Origin of the sequence: Variovorax sp. PAMC26660 (genome assembly GCF_014302995.1) — a bacterium.
Lineage (GTDB): Bacteria > Pseudomonadota > Gammaproteobacteria > Burkholderiales > Burkholderiaceae_C > Variovorax.
The window spans coordinates 314164-330517 of record NZ_CP060295.1; the positions used below are offsets into that span (position 1 = coordinate 314164).

A 16354-nucleotide genomic window follows, 5' to 3' on the forward strand; every position below is an offset into this window, starting at 1 on the left:
GTTCTTGGCATACGAACAGGCGAAGCTCGACCTTCTGATCGCAGACGCCAAGGCGCCCGTCAAGTCGCGACGGCGCGTGCCTCCGGTGCTGCTTCCGACGTAGCCCACATGCGTTGCGCCAAGTCCGCCCCCCGGAAACTCGCGTAGCGCTGGGCCATGGTCGAATTTGAAGACCACCCCATGATCCGGTTTACTTCCTCAAGCCTGAACATCCAATTCCCAGTAGCGTCACGCAGCTCAAGCCATCGGCACGTGGCCTCATGCCGCAAGTCGTGCTCATGCAGCCCCTCGCAACCCGCATAGGTGAACGCAATGAGGTATCTTGAGGAAAGGCGCGCCGTAACCGTCGTCAGAGTCAGCCCCTCGTCCTCATCCATGAATGGAAACAGATTCGCTGCAGGTAATAGCCGGCGCGTCGACAGATAGCTCTGCAATGCGCGGTGCACTTCTGGGCGCATGGGGACATCGCGAAAGACGACTTTTCCGCGCCACTGCTTGGAACTGCGAACGCGAATGACCTTTGCGTCAAAATCAATTTGCCCGCGCGTCAACGTGTACGCCTCGCGCAATCGCAGGCCAGAATAGACGATCAACAGGAACATCGTCAGTAGCGCGTTCCCGCCAAGTAGCATCAGGCCGCGCTCACGGTCTTCGCGCTGAAAGCCGGACAGCGCTGCCACGATCTTTTCCTGTTCACCAGGGAAGAGGCGGCGGTCACGAGACACATCCTCCTTAACCTTCTTGCCCGCCGCCTCGGTCAGCTTCTGATCCAAGGCGCTGTAGGTGCTGTAGCCCTTCGGCAGCAGTCGAACAGGGTTCACAAACACAACCTCAGGGTTGTTTCTCAGGTGTTCATCAATTGAACGGCCCAGCGCCTGTATCCGATGGCGGATCGAGTTGGGTGCCAAGTTGTTCTTGACCTTGAGTCGCTGGACGTACTGTGCTATCCAGGCATAAGTCACGTCTGCTAGCGGAACACTCCCAACCTCTGCAATCAGCGAGCCCAGCACCGAGTGCTGCGATGGCGCCGCCAAGCCACTATTTGCCCACTGCCTCACGATGAAGCCCAGGTTCTTGCTGTTCGCCGGAGACGCTGGTTTCAGCAGTTCGTCGGGCGGCGCCACGCCCGCCAACTTCATCAGCTTCCACTGCTCGCCGTAGCTGATAGCCTCAGCCTCTGTGTCGAAAGAGAAGTATTTACGCCCTCCTGGCAACGACGGGTGTCGAAGGCCAATTTCCCACTTTCCTGATTCTCTTTGTCGTGGTCTCGCCATGTCATTTCCTCTGGTTGACCAGACGATTATCCTATCGGTCTGGTGGAGTTTCGGCCGCCATTTAGTGGCGTCTGGAGCTGACTTTAGCGGTATTTGAGCGGATATCAACAGCCGTTCACTCGCGTAAGTTATTGATTTAATTGGATTCTCATGCAGAAAGAAACCCAGTCAAACGGCTACAAGATAGAACTGATCCAGCGCGACGAAAGCGGCGCCGGCGGCGGCCTTCGCTGAACCACAGCCGGCAGTAGCGTCCATGGCGAGCCCCAAAAAGCAGACGGCCACGCGCCATGTCGCGCTGCTGCGCGGCGTGAACGTCAACGGCATCACGATCAAGAGTGCCGATCTGAAGGCGCTCTTTGTCGAGCTCGGCTTCGGCGCGGTACGCACGGTGCTCGCCAGCGGCAACGTGCTGTTCGATACAGACGAAGGCGATGCCGCCGCGCTGCGCACGCGCATCGAGCAGGCGCTGCGCAAGCGCTTCGGCTACGACGCGTGGATCGTGCTGCTCACGCAAAAGACCGTGGCTGGCATGGCTGCGGCCTATCCCTTCGAGCGCATCGACGAAGAACGGCATCCCTACCTCGTGTTCGGCTCCGACGCCGCGATGCTCGATGAAATCATCGAGAAGGCCGGCGCGGTCGACGCCAAGGTCGAGCGCCTGAAACACGGCAAGGGCGTTCTCTATTGGGAATGTCCGCGCGGTGAAAGCACCGACACACCGGTCGCCAAGCTGCTGGCGAAAGCCCGCTACAAATCAAGCACGACCACGCGCAACCTGCGCACGGTCGAGAAGCTGCTCACGGACTGAGGATCAGCAGCCGAGCAGATCGGCCAACTCGTTGATGTCGCGCGCGTGCAGGTTGTTGTCCGGCTGCGGCGACACGTCCTTCGGCTTGGCCCGCCCGAACTCATGGGGCCGCTCGATGTAGCCGGTCTTCAGGCCGCAGCCGCGTGCGGCGGCCAGGTCGTCGTGGTGCGCGGCGGCCAGCATCACCTGGCCGGGCGTGGCGTCGAACACGCCCGCCACGCCCAGGTAGGTGCGCGGATCGGGCTTGTAGGCCTTGAACACCTCGGCCGACAGCACGCAGTCCCAGGGCAGGCTGGCGCGCTTGGCCATTTCGGTGAGCAGGCCGATGTTGCCGTTGGAGAGCGTGCAGATCGTGAACTTCTTCTTGAGCCGCGTGAGCCCCGCGACCGAATCCGGCCATGCCGGCAGGCGATGCCAGGCGCGGCTCAGGTCGCGCCGGGCGGCGGTGTCGAGGCGATCGCTCAGGTCGAAATCGCGCAGCACCTGTTCGAGCATGCTCAGGTGCAGTTCGTCGAGCAGCGTGAAGCCGCCCTCGCCCGCTGCGATGCGTTCCATCACGGCCTTCATTGCGGGCTGGTAGCCCGCGCGCCAGGCCAGCGCGAAGGCGGCGCCATCGACACCCGGCAAGGCGATTTCGGCTTCGGCGGCAATGCCGCTGTGCCAGTCGACCACCGTGCCGAAGACGTCGAAGGCAATGACCTTCAGGTCGCTCGCGTCGAAGTCGGCGCGCATGGCGGTCATCAGCGCGGCAGCTGGCTCGCGGCGCGCGCCAGTTGCTCGATCAGCGCCCAGTTGCCTTCGCGGATGGCATCGGCCGGCACGATCCACGAGCCACCCACGCAGGCTACGTTCGACAGCGCGAGGAACTCGGCCGCATTGCCCGCATGGATGCCGCCCGTGGGGCAGAAGGTGACGTCGCCAAACGGGCCCTGCCATGCCTTGAGCATCGGCAGGCCGCCGGCCTGCAGCGCGGGGAAGAACTTGAGCTGGGTGTAGCCGTCTTCCTGCGCCGTCATGATTTCGCTGCCGGTGGCCACGCCGGGCAACAGCGGCAGGCCGAGGTCGTGGCAGGCCTTGCCCACCGAGCGCGTGTAGCCCGGGCTCACGCCGAACTTGGCACCGGCCAGCGCCGAGGCCTGTGCATCGGCCGCGCTGCGGATGGTGCCGGCACCGGCCACGGCGTCGGGCACCTCCTTGGCGATGGCCTCGATGCATTGCAGCGCCTGCGGCGTGCGCAGCGTGACTTCAAGCATGCGGATGCCGCCGGCCACCAGCGCGCGGGCCAGCGGAATGGCGTCTTTGACGTCGTTCAGCACGATGACCGGAATGACGGGGGCGTCGCGCATCACTTCGAGCGCGGTGAGTTTTTGGGGGTTCATAGCCATGAACAGGCTCCTTCTTCAGCAGTCAATGCATTGCGGCGCATGCCGGCGAACAACTCGCGGCCGAGGCCGTGTCCGTCGGCGATGCGCTGCGCTTCGGGCAGCGTCGCGGTTTCGCGCGCGGCCCATTCGTCTTCGGGCAGCAGCACCGCGAGCGTACCCGCGACGGCATCGAGGCGGATCAGGTCGCCGTCGCGCACCTTGGCAAGCGGGCCACCGGCCGCCGCCTCGGGCGAGACGTGGATCGCGGCCGGTATCTTGCCCGACGCGCCGCTCATGCGACCGTCGGTGACCAGCGCCACGCGGAATCCCTTGCCCTGCAGCACCGACAGCGGTGGCGTGAGCTTGTGCAGCTCGGGCATGCCGTTGGCCTGCGGGCCCTGCCAGCGCACCACGCAGACCACGTCGCGATCCAGCTCGCCGGCCGTGAAGGCCTTGTGCAGCGCGGCCTGCGAATCGAACACCCGTGCAGGCGCTTCGATGACGTGCCGGTCGTCGGGCACCGAAGACACCTTGATCACGCTGCGGCCCAGGTTGCCGCTGAGCAGCTTGAGGCCGCCGGTGGCGCTGAACGGCTGCGCGACGGTGCGCGCGACGGCGTCGTTCTTCGAGGGCGCGGCGGAGTGCCATGCCAGGCGTTGCTCGCCGCCTTCGACCAGCGTGGGGATGTTGGCGAATTCGCGAATGCCGCCGGCGCGCACCGTGAGCACGTCGCCGTGCATCAGGCCCGCATCGACCAGTTCGCCGATGACGAAGCCGGGGCCGCCCGCAGCCTGGAACTCGTTCACGTCGGCGCTGCCGTTGGGGTACACGCGGGTCAGCAGCGGAATGATGTCGGAGAGCTTCGAGAAGTCGTCCCAGTCGATCACGATGCCGGCCGCGCGGGCCACGGCCACCCAGTGGATCAGGTGGTTGGTGGAGCCGCCCGTGGCCAGCAGCGCGACCATGGCGTTGACGATGCAGCGCTCGTCGACCATCTCGCCGATGGGCGGGCAACTGAACGCGACGTCGCTCGCTTTGCCGAGCACCGTGCGCACCGCTTCGCGCGTGAGCGTCTCGCGCATCGCGTCGCCGGGCTGGATGAAGGCCGTGCCGGGCACATGCAGGCCCATGGCTTCAAGCAGCATCTGGTTGCTGTTGGCAGTGCCGTAGAAGGTGCAGGTGCCCACCGTGTGATAGGCCGCCATCTCGGCATCGAGCAGGCCCTGCCGGCCCACGAGGCCCTGCGCGGCCTGCTCGCGCACCTTCGACTTGGCGCCATTCGACAGGCCCGAAGGCATCGGGCCGGCCGGCACGAACACGGTCGGCAGGTGGCCAAAGTGCAGCGCGCCGATCAGCAGGCCCGGCACGATCTTGTCGCACACGCCCAGCAGCAGCGCACCGTCGAACATGTCGTGCGTGAGCGCGATGGCGGTGCTCATCGCGATCACGTCGCGGCTGAACAGGCTCAGCTCCATGCCGGGCGTGCCCTGCGTCACGCCGTCGCACATGGCCGGCACGCCGCCCGCCACCTGCGCGGTGGCGCCGAGGCGGCGGGCCTCCTGCTTGATGATGTCCGGATAGCCTTGGTACGGCGCGTGGGCCGAGAGCATGTCGTTGTAGGCGGTGACGATGCCGATGTTGGGCGCGCGCTCGGTCACCACCCTGAATTTGTCGTTGGCCGGAATGCCCGCGACCGCGTGCGCCACGTTGGCGCAGCCCATGCGGTCGGAGCCGCGGTCGCGGCCGCGGATGTCGGCCAGCCTGGAGAGGTACGCGCTGCGCTGCGCATGGCTGCGCTCGCGGATGCGATCGGTGACGTCGCGAACGGTGGGGTGTGTGCTGCTCATGGGGGTCTGTGGCTCTTGCTGCGTGTCGCCGGTGCGACTGTGGGCCTGGAGGCCCATCGTACCAAGTTGACGGCAAAGGGCTGATGAAATCCGGGCGCCGAACAATACGAATTTACTCAGGCATGGCCGGCGCGGCGGCGGGCACAAAAAAGCCCGGCATCACCGGGCTTGTTCTGCGGGCAGGCCGTGGCGCTCAGTCCACCAGCTTGACTTCGACGCGGCGCGCCTCGGCGTTGTTGCCCGTGCCGGCGGTCACGGCCGGCTTCTGCAGGTCGATCTTGTCGGCCGGCACACCCAGGCCGGTGAGCACGTCGCGCACCATCTGGGCGCGCTTCTTGGCGAGTTCTTCGTTGATGGCGGCGTCGCCGGTGGCGTCATGGAAGCCCGAAACCACAGCCTTGTGGCCGCTTTCAACGCCCTTGATGACCGCTGCCAGTGCTTCGGCAGCACCCGGTGCGAGGTCGGCACTGCCGGTCGCGAAGTAGAAGCTCACCACGCCGTTGACCACACGGATGCTCGCACCGTCGGGGATCGTGACCGTCACCGTTTCGGTCACTTCGGCCAGCTTGACCTCCTGGCCGGGAGCCGGCGACGAGATCACCACTGCGGGCTTGGCCGGAACGGCCGCCACGCTGTGACCCTTGTGCCAGAGCACGATGCCGATCACGAAAAAGATCACCAGAGCGATCAAGGCCATCAGGAATCCGAGGATGAAATTTTGCTGGCTGTCGTCGTCGCTCATTGCGGGTCTTGCTCCGTAGGGAAGGGGTAGGTAAATAATGGTGCGGTGAACCATGATCGCGAAATTGTAGGCGCCGCTCCTGACACCCCCGTGTCGGACCCCGCGCCGGATCCCGGTCCGCCGGGACTGGACCCGATGCCCAAGCCCCTGCGCGACCCGCAGCCGATGCTGGAGCGTGCCATCGCCGACTGGGGTGGGCACGAGGATCTCTGGCTGTTCGGCTACGGCTCGCTGATCTGGCGGCCGGACTTCGGCTTTGTCGAATGGCGCCCGGCCTGGGTGCACGGCTGGCATCGGGCGCTGAAGATGTGGAGCCGCGTCAACCGCGGCAGCGTCCAGACGCCGGGCCTCGTGTTCGGGCTGCTCTCGGGCGGCAGTTGCCGCGGCATGGTGTTCCGTGTGCCGAAGGCCGAAGGACTGGAAACGCTGAAACGGCTCTGGCTGCGCGAGATGCCGACCGGCGTGTACGACCCCAAGTGGCTGCGCTGCGGCACGGCCGAAGGCAACGTGAGCGCGCTGGCCTTCACGCTGTCGCGCCGCAGCCCCAACTTCACGGGTGAGCTGAGCGAAGAGCGCTACCGCCACATCTTCACCCACGCGGTCGGCCGCTACGGCAGCTCGCTCGACTACGCGCAGCAGACGCTGCTGGAGCTGCAGCGGCATTCGATCCACGACGCCGCGCTGGCCCGGCTGGTGGCTCTCGCACCCGCGCCAGCGCAGCCGACGACGCAGCCGTCCAAGGCCGCCGCCGATTGCGATGCGCCGCCGGCTCCGGTATATGTTCCGGGGTCTACCGACATTTCTTCCCAACCTTCCGGACCGTCCAAGGAAAACACATGAACCATCGTCGTCTCATCGCCACGGGCACCGCCCTCCTCGCCACCGCCGTCCTGGCCGCCTGCGGCAGCATGGGTGGCAAGGCGAGCACAGCCGTCGAGCTGGTGCCGACCGCCGCGATCACGCCCAACCCGACGCGCGGCACGGTGACCTTCACCGCGCTTGAGCACGGCGTGCGCGTGTCGGGCGAAGTGCGCGGCCTCGTGCCGGGCAGCGAGCACGGTTTCCACATCCACGAAAAGGGCGACTGCGGCGACAACGGCAATGCCTCGGGCGGCCACTTCAACCCGAGCGGCGGCACGCACGGCAAGTTCGCCGCGCCGGGCAGCCATGCCGGCGAACTGCCGAGCCTCGTGGCCGACGCCGGTGGCGTGGCACGTTTCAGCGTGGAAGACCACTCGATCTCGCTGACCGATGGCGCTGCCAACAGCGTGGTGGGCCGCGCGCTGGTGGTGCACCGCGACCGCGACGACTTCACGACGCAGCCGGCCGGCAACTCGGGCCCGCGCATCGCCTGCGCGGTGATCCCGAAGGCCTGATGGATTGACTTGCTGGCTAGCGGCCCGCGCGCGCCAGCCAGAGCGCCTCGGCGCGCGCCAGGGCCTCGGGCGTGTCGATGTCGGTCACGACACCGACATCGTCCACCACCAGGTCCGCTACCGAATCGATAGCGCGCATCGACCGCAGGATGGACGATGCGCCCAGATTCCCCTCCAGCGTTGCAAGCTGCGCACGGCAACCGGCCGCAAAGCCGACCGGATGCCCGCGTTCGCCCAGGTACTGAGGCTGCACGGCGTTCACCCGCCCGCTGAGTGCGGCGGCCACCGCCTGCAGCGTCTCGGGCCGCACGAGCGGCAGGTCGCCCGGCAGGATCAGCCAGCCCACGGCATCGGGCGTGGCCCGCACGGCGGCGGCGATGGAGTCGCCCATGCCGGGATGGCCGGCGTCTTCCAGGTGCCACGGCAGCCCGCTGGCGCGCACCGCGTCGAGCGTGCGCTCCAGCACCGGCTTGCCCGCGAGCATCGCCTTCAGCTTGGAGCCTGTGCCGCCGGCCGCAATGAAGCGCTCGCCCCGGCCCGAAGCCAGCACGATCACCACCGGGGAATTCGCCTTGGTCGTCATGGGCCGAGTATGTGCGCAACAATTCGGTCATGACTTCCTCTCCCCCCAACGAAACGCTGGCCGCGCTGCGCAAGAGCTACGAGCGCGCCGAGCTCGGCGAGGCCCACAGCGCCGGCGATCCGCTCAAGCAGTTCGAGCGCTGGCTCACCGAGGCCATCGATTCGCAAGTGCCGGAGCCCAACGCCATGACGCTGTGCACCGTGGGCAGCGACCTGCGGCCGTCGAGCCGCATCGTGCTGATCAAGGGCTACGACGCGCGCGGCATCGTCTGGTACACGAATTACGAAAGCCGCAAGGGCCAGGAACTGTCGGGCAACCCGTATGCCGCGCTGCAGTTCCACTGGGTCGAGCTTGAACGCGTGGTGCGCATCGAGGGCCGCGTCGAGAAAGCCGGCGCCGACGAAAGCGACGCCTACTTCGCCAGCCGACCGCTCGATTCGCGCATCGGCGCCTGGGCCAGCCCGCAGAGCGAGGTCATCAGCGGACGCGATGTGCTGGTGAAGAACGCAGCCGTGGCCGCCGCCAGGCACCTGCTGTCGCCGCCGCGCCCGCCGCACTGGGGCGGTTACCGGCTGGTGCCCGACCGCTGGGAGTTCTGGCAGGGCCGCAAGAGCCGGCTGCACGACCGGCTGCGCTACCGGCTCGAAGGCGCCGACTGGGTGCGCGAGCGGCTCGCGCCCTGAACCTCGGCGTCAGGCCTCGCAGCCAATCACCTTGAACTCGACGCGCCTGTCCAGCGCGTCGCTCGCGTCGTCGGCCCCGGTGCCGACAATGTTCTCGCGATAGCCCTTGCCGGACTCGCGCAGCTTCTTCGACAACGGCGGCGCCTCGGTCACCAGCCGCGACTTGACGCTGACCGCGCGCTGCAGCGACAGCCGCTCGTTGGCCGCCTCCGAGCCAGTGCGGCTGGTATGCCCCGTCACCACCACGCATGAATCGATCTGCGCCGCCTGCCGCGCGATCTGGCGCAGCCACATCGGGTAGGCCGCGCTGATCTTCGGGTCCGAAAGAAAGTCCGTCGAGCCCGGCTTGAACAGGAACTTGACGCTCAGGTTGTTGGTTTCGAGCCCCAGCCGCGCGATGGTGCCGAAGGTCTTCTCCGCATCGGCCGTGCGCCCCAGTTGCGACTGCGCAAGGTACAGGCCGCTGTAGATGCGCAACTGCTGCCCGTCGGGCCGCTTCGATGCCGCCTCGTAGCGGCTCAGCGCCTCGCTCATGCGGCCGGCTTCGTAGGCGGCGGTGGCTTCCTGCAGCACGGTCGAGGTCGGCAGGCGTTCGAGATACAGCGCGTCGGCCGCCTGGCCCGGTTGGGTTTCCGCGGTGCGGATATAGCCCTCGACACCACGGTCCTTGCCGTTCACCGGGCTGTCGCGAAAGAAGGCGGTGGGCCGCGTGTCCAGCGATGCGTCGCTGATGCGCGCCACCGACTGCGCGATCACCACGCCGCTCTTGATCTCGGTCAGCGCAAGGTTCAGGCGGTACGGGCCGCCAGAGGCGTCCTTGTCCCGCACCAGCGTGCCGTTCAGCACGTACTGCGCGTTGCCGATCTCGGTGGCGTTGAACGGCGTCACCGTGAACTGCTTGAACTGGGCCTGCATGCGCTGGACGATGTGCTGCTCGGCCACACGGGTTACCTCGGTCTGCTGGCCGCTCGCGCCTTCGAGCAGCGGATCGATCACGATTCGGCTCTGCTTGAGCGACGACTCCACTTTGGCCAGGAAGGTCGGCAGTTTCTGCGTCTGCACCATCAGGTCGTCGACCGCCTGGTTGACGGCCTGGTCGAAAGGCATGGCGTTGCCGGGCACGGGGCGGTGCGCGCAAGCGGTGGCGAGCACGACAGTGGCGCACAGCGCCAGCACGCGCAGCGACGCGCGGATGCGGTGGAGGGAGTTCGTCATCAACATTGGTTCCTCAATGTCTTCATGTCCTGGTCCGACAGCGGCTCGCCGACGGCGGCGCGCATGTTGATCTCGCTGCAGCGCTTCGAGGGCGCGGGCCTTCTCGTGATGGGCTCCCTCTGCGCGTCCTGCGATGCCGTTGCGGCCTGTGCCGTGGTTTGCGGCCGGGGCTTCACGGCCGGCCGAGCCACGGCCGCAGGCGCCGGCGCGGGCTTCAACTCCGGTGCTTTCTCGACCGGCTTGTCCGCCGGCTCGCGAGGCACGTTGACGGCCAGGCACGGCGTCCTGCAGGGCTTCGCATCGGCGGCGGCCCGCGCGGGCATGCATTGCAGCGCGATCACCATCGCGACCAACGCCATCACAGGAAGGGCCGAAGAGCGCGCCGGGTAAATCATCAGCCGGCAAATGTAGGGCCGCGAGCGCCGCGCGCCATCTCACCAAACGGCCACCCTGCCGAACGGCATAGGGCGCGCGAAGGACCGCGCTAGCGCGAAAGTTCGCGATGCGCTACGAAGAGAGAACCGAAGGGCTCAGGGCAGCCACTGCACCCAGACCATGACCAGTGTGAGCGTGCCCAGCGCCAGCACGGTCGACACCGCGACGCTGGCCGTCACCAGGTCTTCGGCGGTGCGGTAGCGCTGCGAGAACAGGAACACGTTGGCGCCGATGGGCAGGGCAGCCGCCACCACCATCACGGTGAGCGGTATGCCGCGCACGCCGAGCAGCCAGCCGATGCCGGCCACCAGCAGTGGATGCAGCAGGTTCTTGACCAATGCCTGCACCAGCGCGCCACGCCAGTGCCGCCCGATGGGCGTGAGTGCCAGCGTGATGCCCACCATCACCAGCGCCACCGGTCCGAAGGCCTGGCCGAGCAACTGGATCGGCTTGTCGATGACTTCAGGCATCGTGAGTCCGGTCTGGGCGAACAGCAGGCCCGCGATGATCGGCAGCGGCACGGGATGGATGATGGCGTTGCGCAAGGCGCGCAGCACGGTGCGGGCCATCGAGCGTTTTTCCTCGCCGCTGACCACCACGTGCTCGCGTGCAACGGCCAGCTCGAGCACGACGGTGGCGCTGGTCAGCAGGACCAGCGAGTGCAGCGAGATCAATGTGAGCAGCACCACCATGCCTTCTTCGCCGTAGGCCAGGCCGATGAGTGCAATGCCGATCATCACGGTGTTGCTGTAGGTGTTGGCCAGCGCGATCACGGCCGCCGTGCGGTTGAAGCCGCGCAACGCGAGCGTGCCCGCGAACAGCAGGCCCGAGGCGATGAAGTACGCCGCAACCGGCTTGAGGCTGAGTTGCTCGACGTGCACCGTGCTCATGGCACGGAACAGCAGCGCGGGCGCGAGCAGCAGGAAGATGAGGTTCGACAGGTCCTTGACCGCATTGCCACCGATCCAGCGGCGCCTTCCGGCCAGGTAGCCCGCGGCGATGAGAAGAACGACGGGCAGGAGCGAGGAGATGACGAAGGAATTCACCCGACGAGGATAGTCGAGGGCTTGTTGCGCATTGCTCCTTCCCCCTCTGGGGGAAGGTCGGGATGGGGGCACCCGCGGCCTTCGAGGCTGCGCGGCATTGAATGCCGCTTGCCCCCACCCCTGCCCTCCCCCAAAGGGGGAGGGAGCAAGGCGGGGTCAGAACGTCACACGCAACCCCACCTTCAGCGAACGCCCCGGCAACGGCGCATTCGGATACACCGTCGTCGTCAGGATCGACGTCGGGCTGTAGGCCAGCTTGTTCGTGATGTTGTCCATGCGCGCGTACCAGGTGAGGTTCGCGCGCTGCACCTTCATGCGGTAGGTGATCGCCGCATTCCACAACGTGTACGCATCCGTCTCGCGTGCGCCGACAGACGGCACGCGATGCTGCGCCGCGTTGTAGTCAAAGCCAAAGCGCGCGCCCCACGGGCCGTTGCCGTAAACCAGCGTCGCGCCCACGCGCAGCGGTGCGATGCGCGGCAGCGGTTCGCCGGTGTCAAGGTTCTTCGCGCGCACGATGTCGCCGCGCCATTCGAGGTCGAGCGTGGAAGCATCGACCATCCGCGCGAAACCTTCGGTACCCAGCAGGCGCAGATTGCCGCTGGCCTCGATACCGGTGAAGCGCGCACGCACGCCGCGGTAGAGGTACTCGGCCAGCGTGTCGGTCACTTCGGGATCGGTCACCACCTGGCCTTCCTTGTCGAGCGTGCGGCCCGAAGCCGTCAGACCGATGTAGTTGCCGAAGCGCGTAACGTACGCGTTGACACGGGCCGTGTTGGCGCCCGATTTCCACTGCGCCCCGAGGTCGAAGCCGGTGGACTTTTCCTTCTTCAGGTTCGGGTCGCCCACCTCCCAGGCGGCCGTGGCCACGTGCGGGCCGTTGGCGAGCAGTTCGTAGTCCTTGGGCGCGCGCTCGGTGTAGGCGAGGTTCGAGGTCAGTTGCCACTGCGGCGCAAGGTTGACCAACGCACCGAAGGCAGCACTGTGCGGATTGAAAGTGCGCTCGCCAATGGCGAAGCGTGTGACAGTCGGATCGTCGGGGTAGCCCAGCGAGCGGATGCGGACCTTCTCGGTGCGCGCGCCGAAGCTCAGCCGGCCCCACGAGGTGCCGTACTCCTCATACAGGAACAGCGCGTTCGAGCGCGTGCGGCTGTGCGGCGCAAAGGCTTCCTCGCCATCGGCGGCGAAGCGGTTGGTCTCGCTGCTGAAGCCGATCAGGCCTTCAAAGTTGCCAATCTTCTGGTGACGGGCCTCGATGCGCAGGTCGTTGCTCATGTTCGAGAACTTCGTGCCGGCTTCGCTGCCCTCGAACTCGGTGTGGCGGTAGTTGGTGTGGCTGAGCTTGGCGTGAACGCTGCTGATGATGCCGCCCGGGCGCCACTCGCCTTCCAGCGTATAGCGGTCGGACTTCATGCCGATGGTCACGTCGTCTTCGGCCACCGTGCCGTAGGTGCTGCGGTAGGTGCTGACCGACGCGCCGATGTAGCCCTGGTCAAAAAACAGCGTGCCGCCGACCGCGCCGCCGTGCGCCTCGTTGGCCGAGTTGCAGATCTTGCGCGCGCGCCACGGCGAGCCGGGCTTGCTGCAGTTCAGGTCGATGGGCACCGAGGCGTCTTTCGAGTCGCGCTTGAAGGCGTCGACGTGCACCGCGAAGCGGTCGTTGCCGCCTTCGAGCACAACGCCGCCGTTCTTTTCCTTGTTGCCGGTGGCGTAACCCAGGTCGGCGCGGCCACCGAAGCCGTTGATCGGCTCGGTCGGAATACGGTTGTCGATCACGTTGACCACGCCGCCGACCGCGCTGCCGCCGTATTGCAGCGCCGAGGGGCCGCGCAGCACTTCGATGCGTTCGGTGACCAGCGCGTCGACCGGCACGGCATGGTCGTAGCTCAGTGCCGAGGCGTCGGGCGCACCGCCGCCGTTCTGAAGGATGCGGATGCGGTCGCCGTCCTGTCCGCGAATGATCGGGCGGCTCGCGTTCGGGCCGAAGTAGCTGCTGCTCACACCGGGCACGTTGTTGAGCGTTTCGCCGAGCGTCGATTCGGAACGCAGCAGGAGCTTGTCGCCCGACAGCGTGGTGGTCGGCGCGATCAGCTCGCTGGCGCCGAGCGGGTTGCCGGTGATGGTGACTTCACGCAGGCTCGAAGCGTCAGCAGGCTGGGCCTGGGCAGCGCCCTGGGCCTGCGCATGGGAAGCGCTCGCGAAAGCAGCGAGCGAAAGAACGGCAACGCCGATGGCGTTGCGACGGAAATTGGGAATCATGAATGGACACTCGTTGAATCGATGGGCGATCCACCGCCCCCGCGCAAGGCGGGTTCGGCAGTCGGAACACAAAGGAAATTCAGCGAGCGACAGGCGGACCGCGTGCGTCGAACAGCACGATCCAGCGAGAAACGGCTTCGCCCTGCAGGTAGGCGAAGGTGGCCGACGGCAGCAGCATCGGCAACACCACCAGCGGCACGCCCGGCGCGCTGAAGCCGTGCGCCAACTGGTCGTACAGCCGGCATTCGGCATCGGTCTTGTCGACGAACAGCGCATACAACCCGTCGTGCCGCTGCAGCGGGGCCGTGGCCTTCGCGGCCACGGCCGTGCGCTCGGCCGCTGCGGCCCAGCCACGGTCGCCCGGCACATGCAGCGTGGCATGCACGAGGCCGAGCGTCGACGCCAGCCACACCGCGACGAGCAGTGCGAAAGCGACGGTGCGCGACAGCCTCGGGTTCATCGTCATGCGGCGGTTCAGAAGTGCGTGGTCATGCTCACGTAGAGGCTGCGCCGCGTGCCGTACTGCGGCGCGCCCACGCCGACGCCCGTGCCGTCGCGCAGCAGGTAGCTCTTGTCGAACAGGTTGAGGACGGCGATGCGCCCGACGATGTCACCGCCCGACGATTCCTTCCAGGTGTGCGAGTAGGCGGCATTGACCACCGCGTAGTGCGGCAGCGCGGCGCTGTTGGGCGCGCCGCCATCGGGCGTGCGGCGCAGGCCGCTGCCGAAGATCAGGTCGCCGCTGACCTGGTTGTCGCCGAAGCGGTAGCTGGCGCCGCCCGACAGCGTGTAGGTCTGGTCGTGGTCCAGGTACACGTAGTGGTTGGCGATGTAGGCCAGCTCGTCGGTGCCGAACAGCGACTGGCTCGACACGATGTTCTTGCCCATCGCCTTCTGGTAGGCGAAGTTCGCGTAGGCCGACCAGTGGTCGTCGTTGTAGCGCGCCGACAGCTCCAGCCCGCGCGCGAAGCCCTTGTCGTAGTTGAAGGGCGACAGGATCAGCGCCTGGCCGAACTGGCCTTCGTCGAGCAGGTTGGTGATGTTCTTGTAATAGACATCGGCCGACAGCGACAGGTTGGCATTCACCTTGTGGTCCACGCCCAGGTCGAAGTAATGGGTGCGCTCCGCCTTCACCGGATCGGACGTGGGCACCGCGGGCTGGTTGGTGGTGCCCGCGTACAGGTTGATGCTCTGCTGAGACGCCAGCTCCTGCGGCGGCGGCGTGAAGTAGCGCGCATAGCCCGCGTGCAGCGCTGTGTCGTCCGACAGCTTGTACGCGAGGTTCAGGCGCGGGCTCCACTGGTGCTCTTTGGTGAACGCGTCGACGCTGTCGTAGCGCAGGCCATAGTTGAAGGTCAGCTTCGGATCGATGCGCCATTCGTCCTGCACGTACAGGCTGGCGAGCTGGCCGACCTTGCTGGAGTTGTCGTTGATCAGCACCGGCGTGTTGCCGACCTGCGCGCCGCTGTCGTCGACCGGGAACACGTTCACCGCATTGATGCTGCGCGTCGTCTGTCGCGTGTAGGCGCCGCCGAAGCGCAGCGTGTGGGTGTCGCTGGCCTTGTACGACGCATCGGCCTGCAGGCCGTTCGACGAGTTGGAGCGCAGGGTGTCGGAGGCCGCGCCGTTGTAGATCAGGTCGCCCGCCGGGTCGGGCAGGTAGTGCAGGTTCGAGTACTGGTGGAAGGCCGAGACCTGGTAGTCCAGCGCACCCACCGTCTTCTGGAACGACAGCGCCACGAAGCGGGTGGCTTCGGTCTGGCGCTCGCGCACGTTGGACGAAGGCAGCGCATTGAAGCCCGTGCCCAGGTCGCTGTAGCCGGCCAGCGAGAAAGCCGGCGCCTGATTCGGGTTCGTCGGGATCTGGAACTTGCCGTTATAGGTGCCGAACATCAGGCCCACGCGCGTGTCCGCGTCGAGGTAGTAGGACAGGTTGCCGAAGGTCTTGCCCTGCCGCGTGCGGTCGTTCTGCGCGTTCAGCGTCGGTTGCGGGTTCTCGATGCCGTTGGTGTTGGAGACCAGGCTGCCCGACAGGTAGTAGCTGAGGTTGCCCTTGGTGCCGTAGATCGATCCGTTTTCTTCCAGCGTGTTGTGGCTGCCGAAGGTGAAGCCGAGCGAGCCGCCGGGTTTGCCGAAGCCCTGCTTGGTCTGGATGTCGACCACGCCCGCGGTGCGCAGCCCGTACTGCGCGGGCAAGGCGCCGGTGAGGAAATCGACCGAGTCGATATAGCGCGTGTCCAGCGACTGGCCGAAGCCCGAGATGCCCTCGGGCAACTGCACGCCGTTGACGCGGTACTGCACATTGCCATGGTCGTCGCGCACGTGCAGCGAGCCGGAGGCCTTCGAGTCCTTGGCGACGCCCGGCAGCGTGAGCAGCACGTCGTCGAGCGGGGTGGCGTCACCCTTGCCGAGCGCGTCGATGGCCGCGCGATCGATGCGGTAGACCGTGGCGCCGACCTCGGGCGAAAGCTCCATGCGCGCCTTCTTCAGGCGCTCGGACTGGATCTCCACCGTCGACAGCGTGCCGGGAGCGGTGGTCGGCTCGACCGTGGTGGTGGTTTCGGCAGTGGGCGCAGGTATCGGGGGGCTTGCGTCCTGGGCGAAGGCCGGCCAGGACAGCAGGGAAAGAACGGCAATGCCAACGGCATTGCGACGGAAATTGGGAATCATGATGGGCACTCGTTGAATCGATGAACGACCTGCCTCCACCCGCGCAAAG

At 66.8% G+C, this 16354-nt stretch carries 16 protein-coding genes; 5 read left to right on the forward strand and 11 right to left on the reverse strand.

From position 1 onward, the window contains the following. Positions 1–59 precede the first annotated feature (59 nt). Positions 60–1274, reverse strand: coding sequence for a tyrosine-type recombinase/integrase (locus H7F35_RS01515; protein WP_187111234.1), 1215 nt, complete (start codon positions 1272–1274; stop codon positions 60–62). A gap of 256 nt (positions 1275–1530) precedes the next feature. Between H7F35_RS01515 and H7F35_RS01520 the strand changes: the two genes are divergently transcribed. Then, a complete protein-coding gene (locus H7F35_RS01520) occupies positions 1531–2085 on the forward strand; it encodes a DUF1697 domain-containing protein (RefSeq protein WP_187111235.1) in 555 nt (184 codons plus the stop codon). A gap of 3 nt (positions 2086–2088) precedes the next feature. Here the strand turns inward: H7F35_RS01520 and H7F35_RS01525 are convergent, their stop codons facing one another. From H7F35_RS01525 to H7F35_RS01540, 4 genes are all read right to left on the reverse strand, one after another. Further along, positions 2089–2817: a haloacid dehalogenase type II gene (locus H7F35_RS01525; RefSeq protein WP_187114093.1), complete on the reverse strand. Its 729-nt coding sequence runs from the start codon at positions 2815–2817 to the stop codon at positions 2089–2091. Between the two features lie 8 nt (positions 2818–2825). Further along, the gene (gene eda / locus H7F35_RS01530) at positions 2826–3470 is read right to left on the reverse strand and encodes a bifunctional 4-hydroxy-2-oxoglutarate aldolase/2-dehydro-3-deoxy-phosphogluconate aldolase (RefSeq protein ID WP_187111236.1); all 645 of its coding nucleotides are present in this window, start codon (positions 3468–3470) and stop codon (positions 2826–2828) included. Continuing rightward, positions 3461–5296, reverse strand: coding sequence for a phosphogluconate dehydratase (gene edd, locus H7F35_RS01535; protein ID WP_187111237.1), 1836 nt, complete (start codon positions 5294–5296; stop codon positions 3461–3463). The genes eda and edd overlap by 10 nt, the downstream gene beginning before the upstream one ends. A gap of 193 nt (positions 5297–5489) precedes the next feature. After that, positions 5490–6038, reverse strand: coding sequence for an OmpA family protein (locus tag H7F35_RS01540; RefSeq protein WP_187111238.1), 549 nt, complete (start codon positions 6036–6038; stop codon positions 5490–5492). 135 nt (positions 6039–6173) lie between these two features. On the opposite strand from H7F35_RS01540, the gene H7F35_RS01545 reads away from it, so the two are divergent. Both H7F35_RS01545 and H7F35_RS01550 read left to right on the forward strand, forming a co-directional pair. Next, positions 6174–6878: a gamma-glutamylcyclotransferase gene (locus H7F35_RS01545; protein WP_187111239.1), complete on the forward strand. Its 705-nt coding sequence runs from the start codon at positions 6174–6176 to the stop codon at positions 6876–6878. Then, a complete protein-coding gene (locus H7F35_RS01550; RefSeq protein WP_187111240.1) occupies positions 6875–7414 on the forward strand; it encodes a superoxide dismutase family protein in 540 nt (179 codons plus the stop codon). Before H7F35_RS01545 ends, H7F35_RS01550 begins: the two co-directional genes overlap by 4 nt. 16 nt (positions 7415–7430) lie before the next feature. Here H7F35_RS01550 and H7F35_RS01555 read toward each other — a convergent pair whose 3' ends face one another. Then, complete coding sequence (locus tag H7F35_RS01555) at positions 7431–7997, reverse strand: NTP transferase domain-containing protein (RefSeq protein ID WP_187111241.1); 567 nt, start codon at positions 7995–7997, stop codon at positions 7431–7433. A 29-nt stretch (positions 7998–8026) separates the two neighbouring features. Here H7F35_RS01555 and pdxH point away from each other — a divergent pair, with 29 nt between their 5' ends. After that, positions 8027–8680, forward strand: a complete 654-nt coding sequence (gene pdxH, locus H7F35_RS01560) for a pyridoxamine 5'-phosphate oxidase (RefSeq protein WP_187111242.1) — start codon at positions 8027–8029, stop codon at positions 8678–8680. A gap of 9 nt (positions 8681–8689) precedes the next feature. Here pdxH and H7F35_RS01565 read toward each other — a convergent pair whose 3' ends face one another. Beyond that, complete coding sequence (locus H7F35_RS01565) at positions 8690–9895, reverse strand: OmpA family protein (RefSeq protein WP_261803486.1); 1206 nt, start codon at positions 9893–9895, stop codon at positions 8690–8692. 24 nt (positions 9896–9919) lie between these two features. Between H7F35_RS01565 and H7F35_RS01570 the strand changes: the two genes are divergently transcribed. Continuing rightward, positions 9920–10285, forward strand: coding sequence for a hypothetical protein (locus H7F35_RS01570; protein ID WP_187111244.1), 366 nt, complete (start codon positions 9920–9922; stop codon positions 10283–10285). A 140-nt stretch (positions 10286–10425) separates the two neighbouring features. Here the strand turns inward: H7F35_RS01570 and H7F35_RS01575 are convergent, their stop codons facing one another. The 4 genes from H7F35_RS01575 to H7F35_RS01590 form a co-directional block, all read right to left on the reverse strand. Beyond that, complete coding sequence (locus H7F35_RS01575) at positions 10426–11376, reverse strand: AEC family transporter (RefSeq protein ID WP_187111245.1); 951 nt, start codon at positions 11374–11376, stop codon at positions 10426–10428. 156 nt (positions 11377–11532) lie between these two features. Further along, the gene (locus H7F35_RS01580) at positions 11533–13635 is read right to left on the reverse strand and encodes a TonB-dependent receptor (protein WP_187111246.1); all 2103 of its coding nucleotides are present in this window, start codon (positions 13633–13635) and stop codon (positions 11533–11535) included. Between the two features lie 79 nt (positions 13636–13714). Next, positions 13715–14101: a hypothetical protein gene (locus tag H7F35_RS01585; RefSeq protein ID WP_187111247.1), complete on the reverse strand. Its 387-nt coding sequence runs from the start codon at positions 14099–14101 to the stop codon at positions 13715–13717. Between the two features lie 8 nt (positions 14102–14109). Further along, the gene (locus tag H7F35_RS01590) at positions 14110–16305 is read right to left on the reverse strand and encodes a TonB-dependent receptor (protein WP_187111248.1); all 2196 of its coding nucleotides are present in this window, start codon (positions 16303–16305) and stop codon (positions 14110–14112) included. Positions 16306–16354 lie beyond the last annotated feature (49 nt).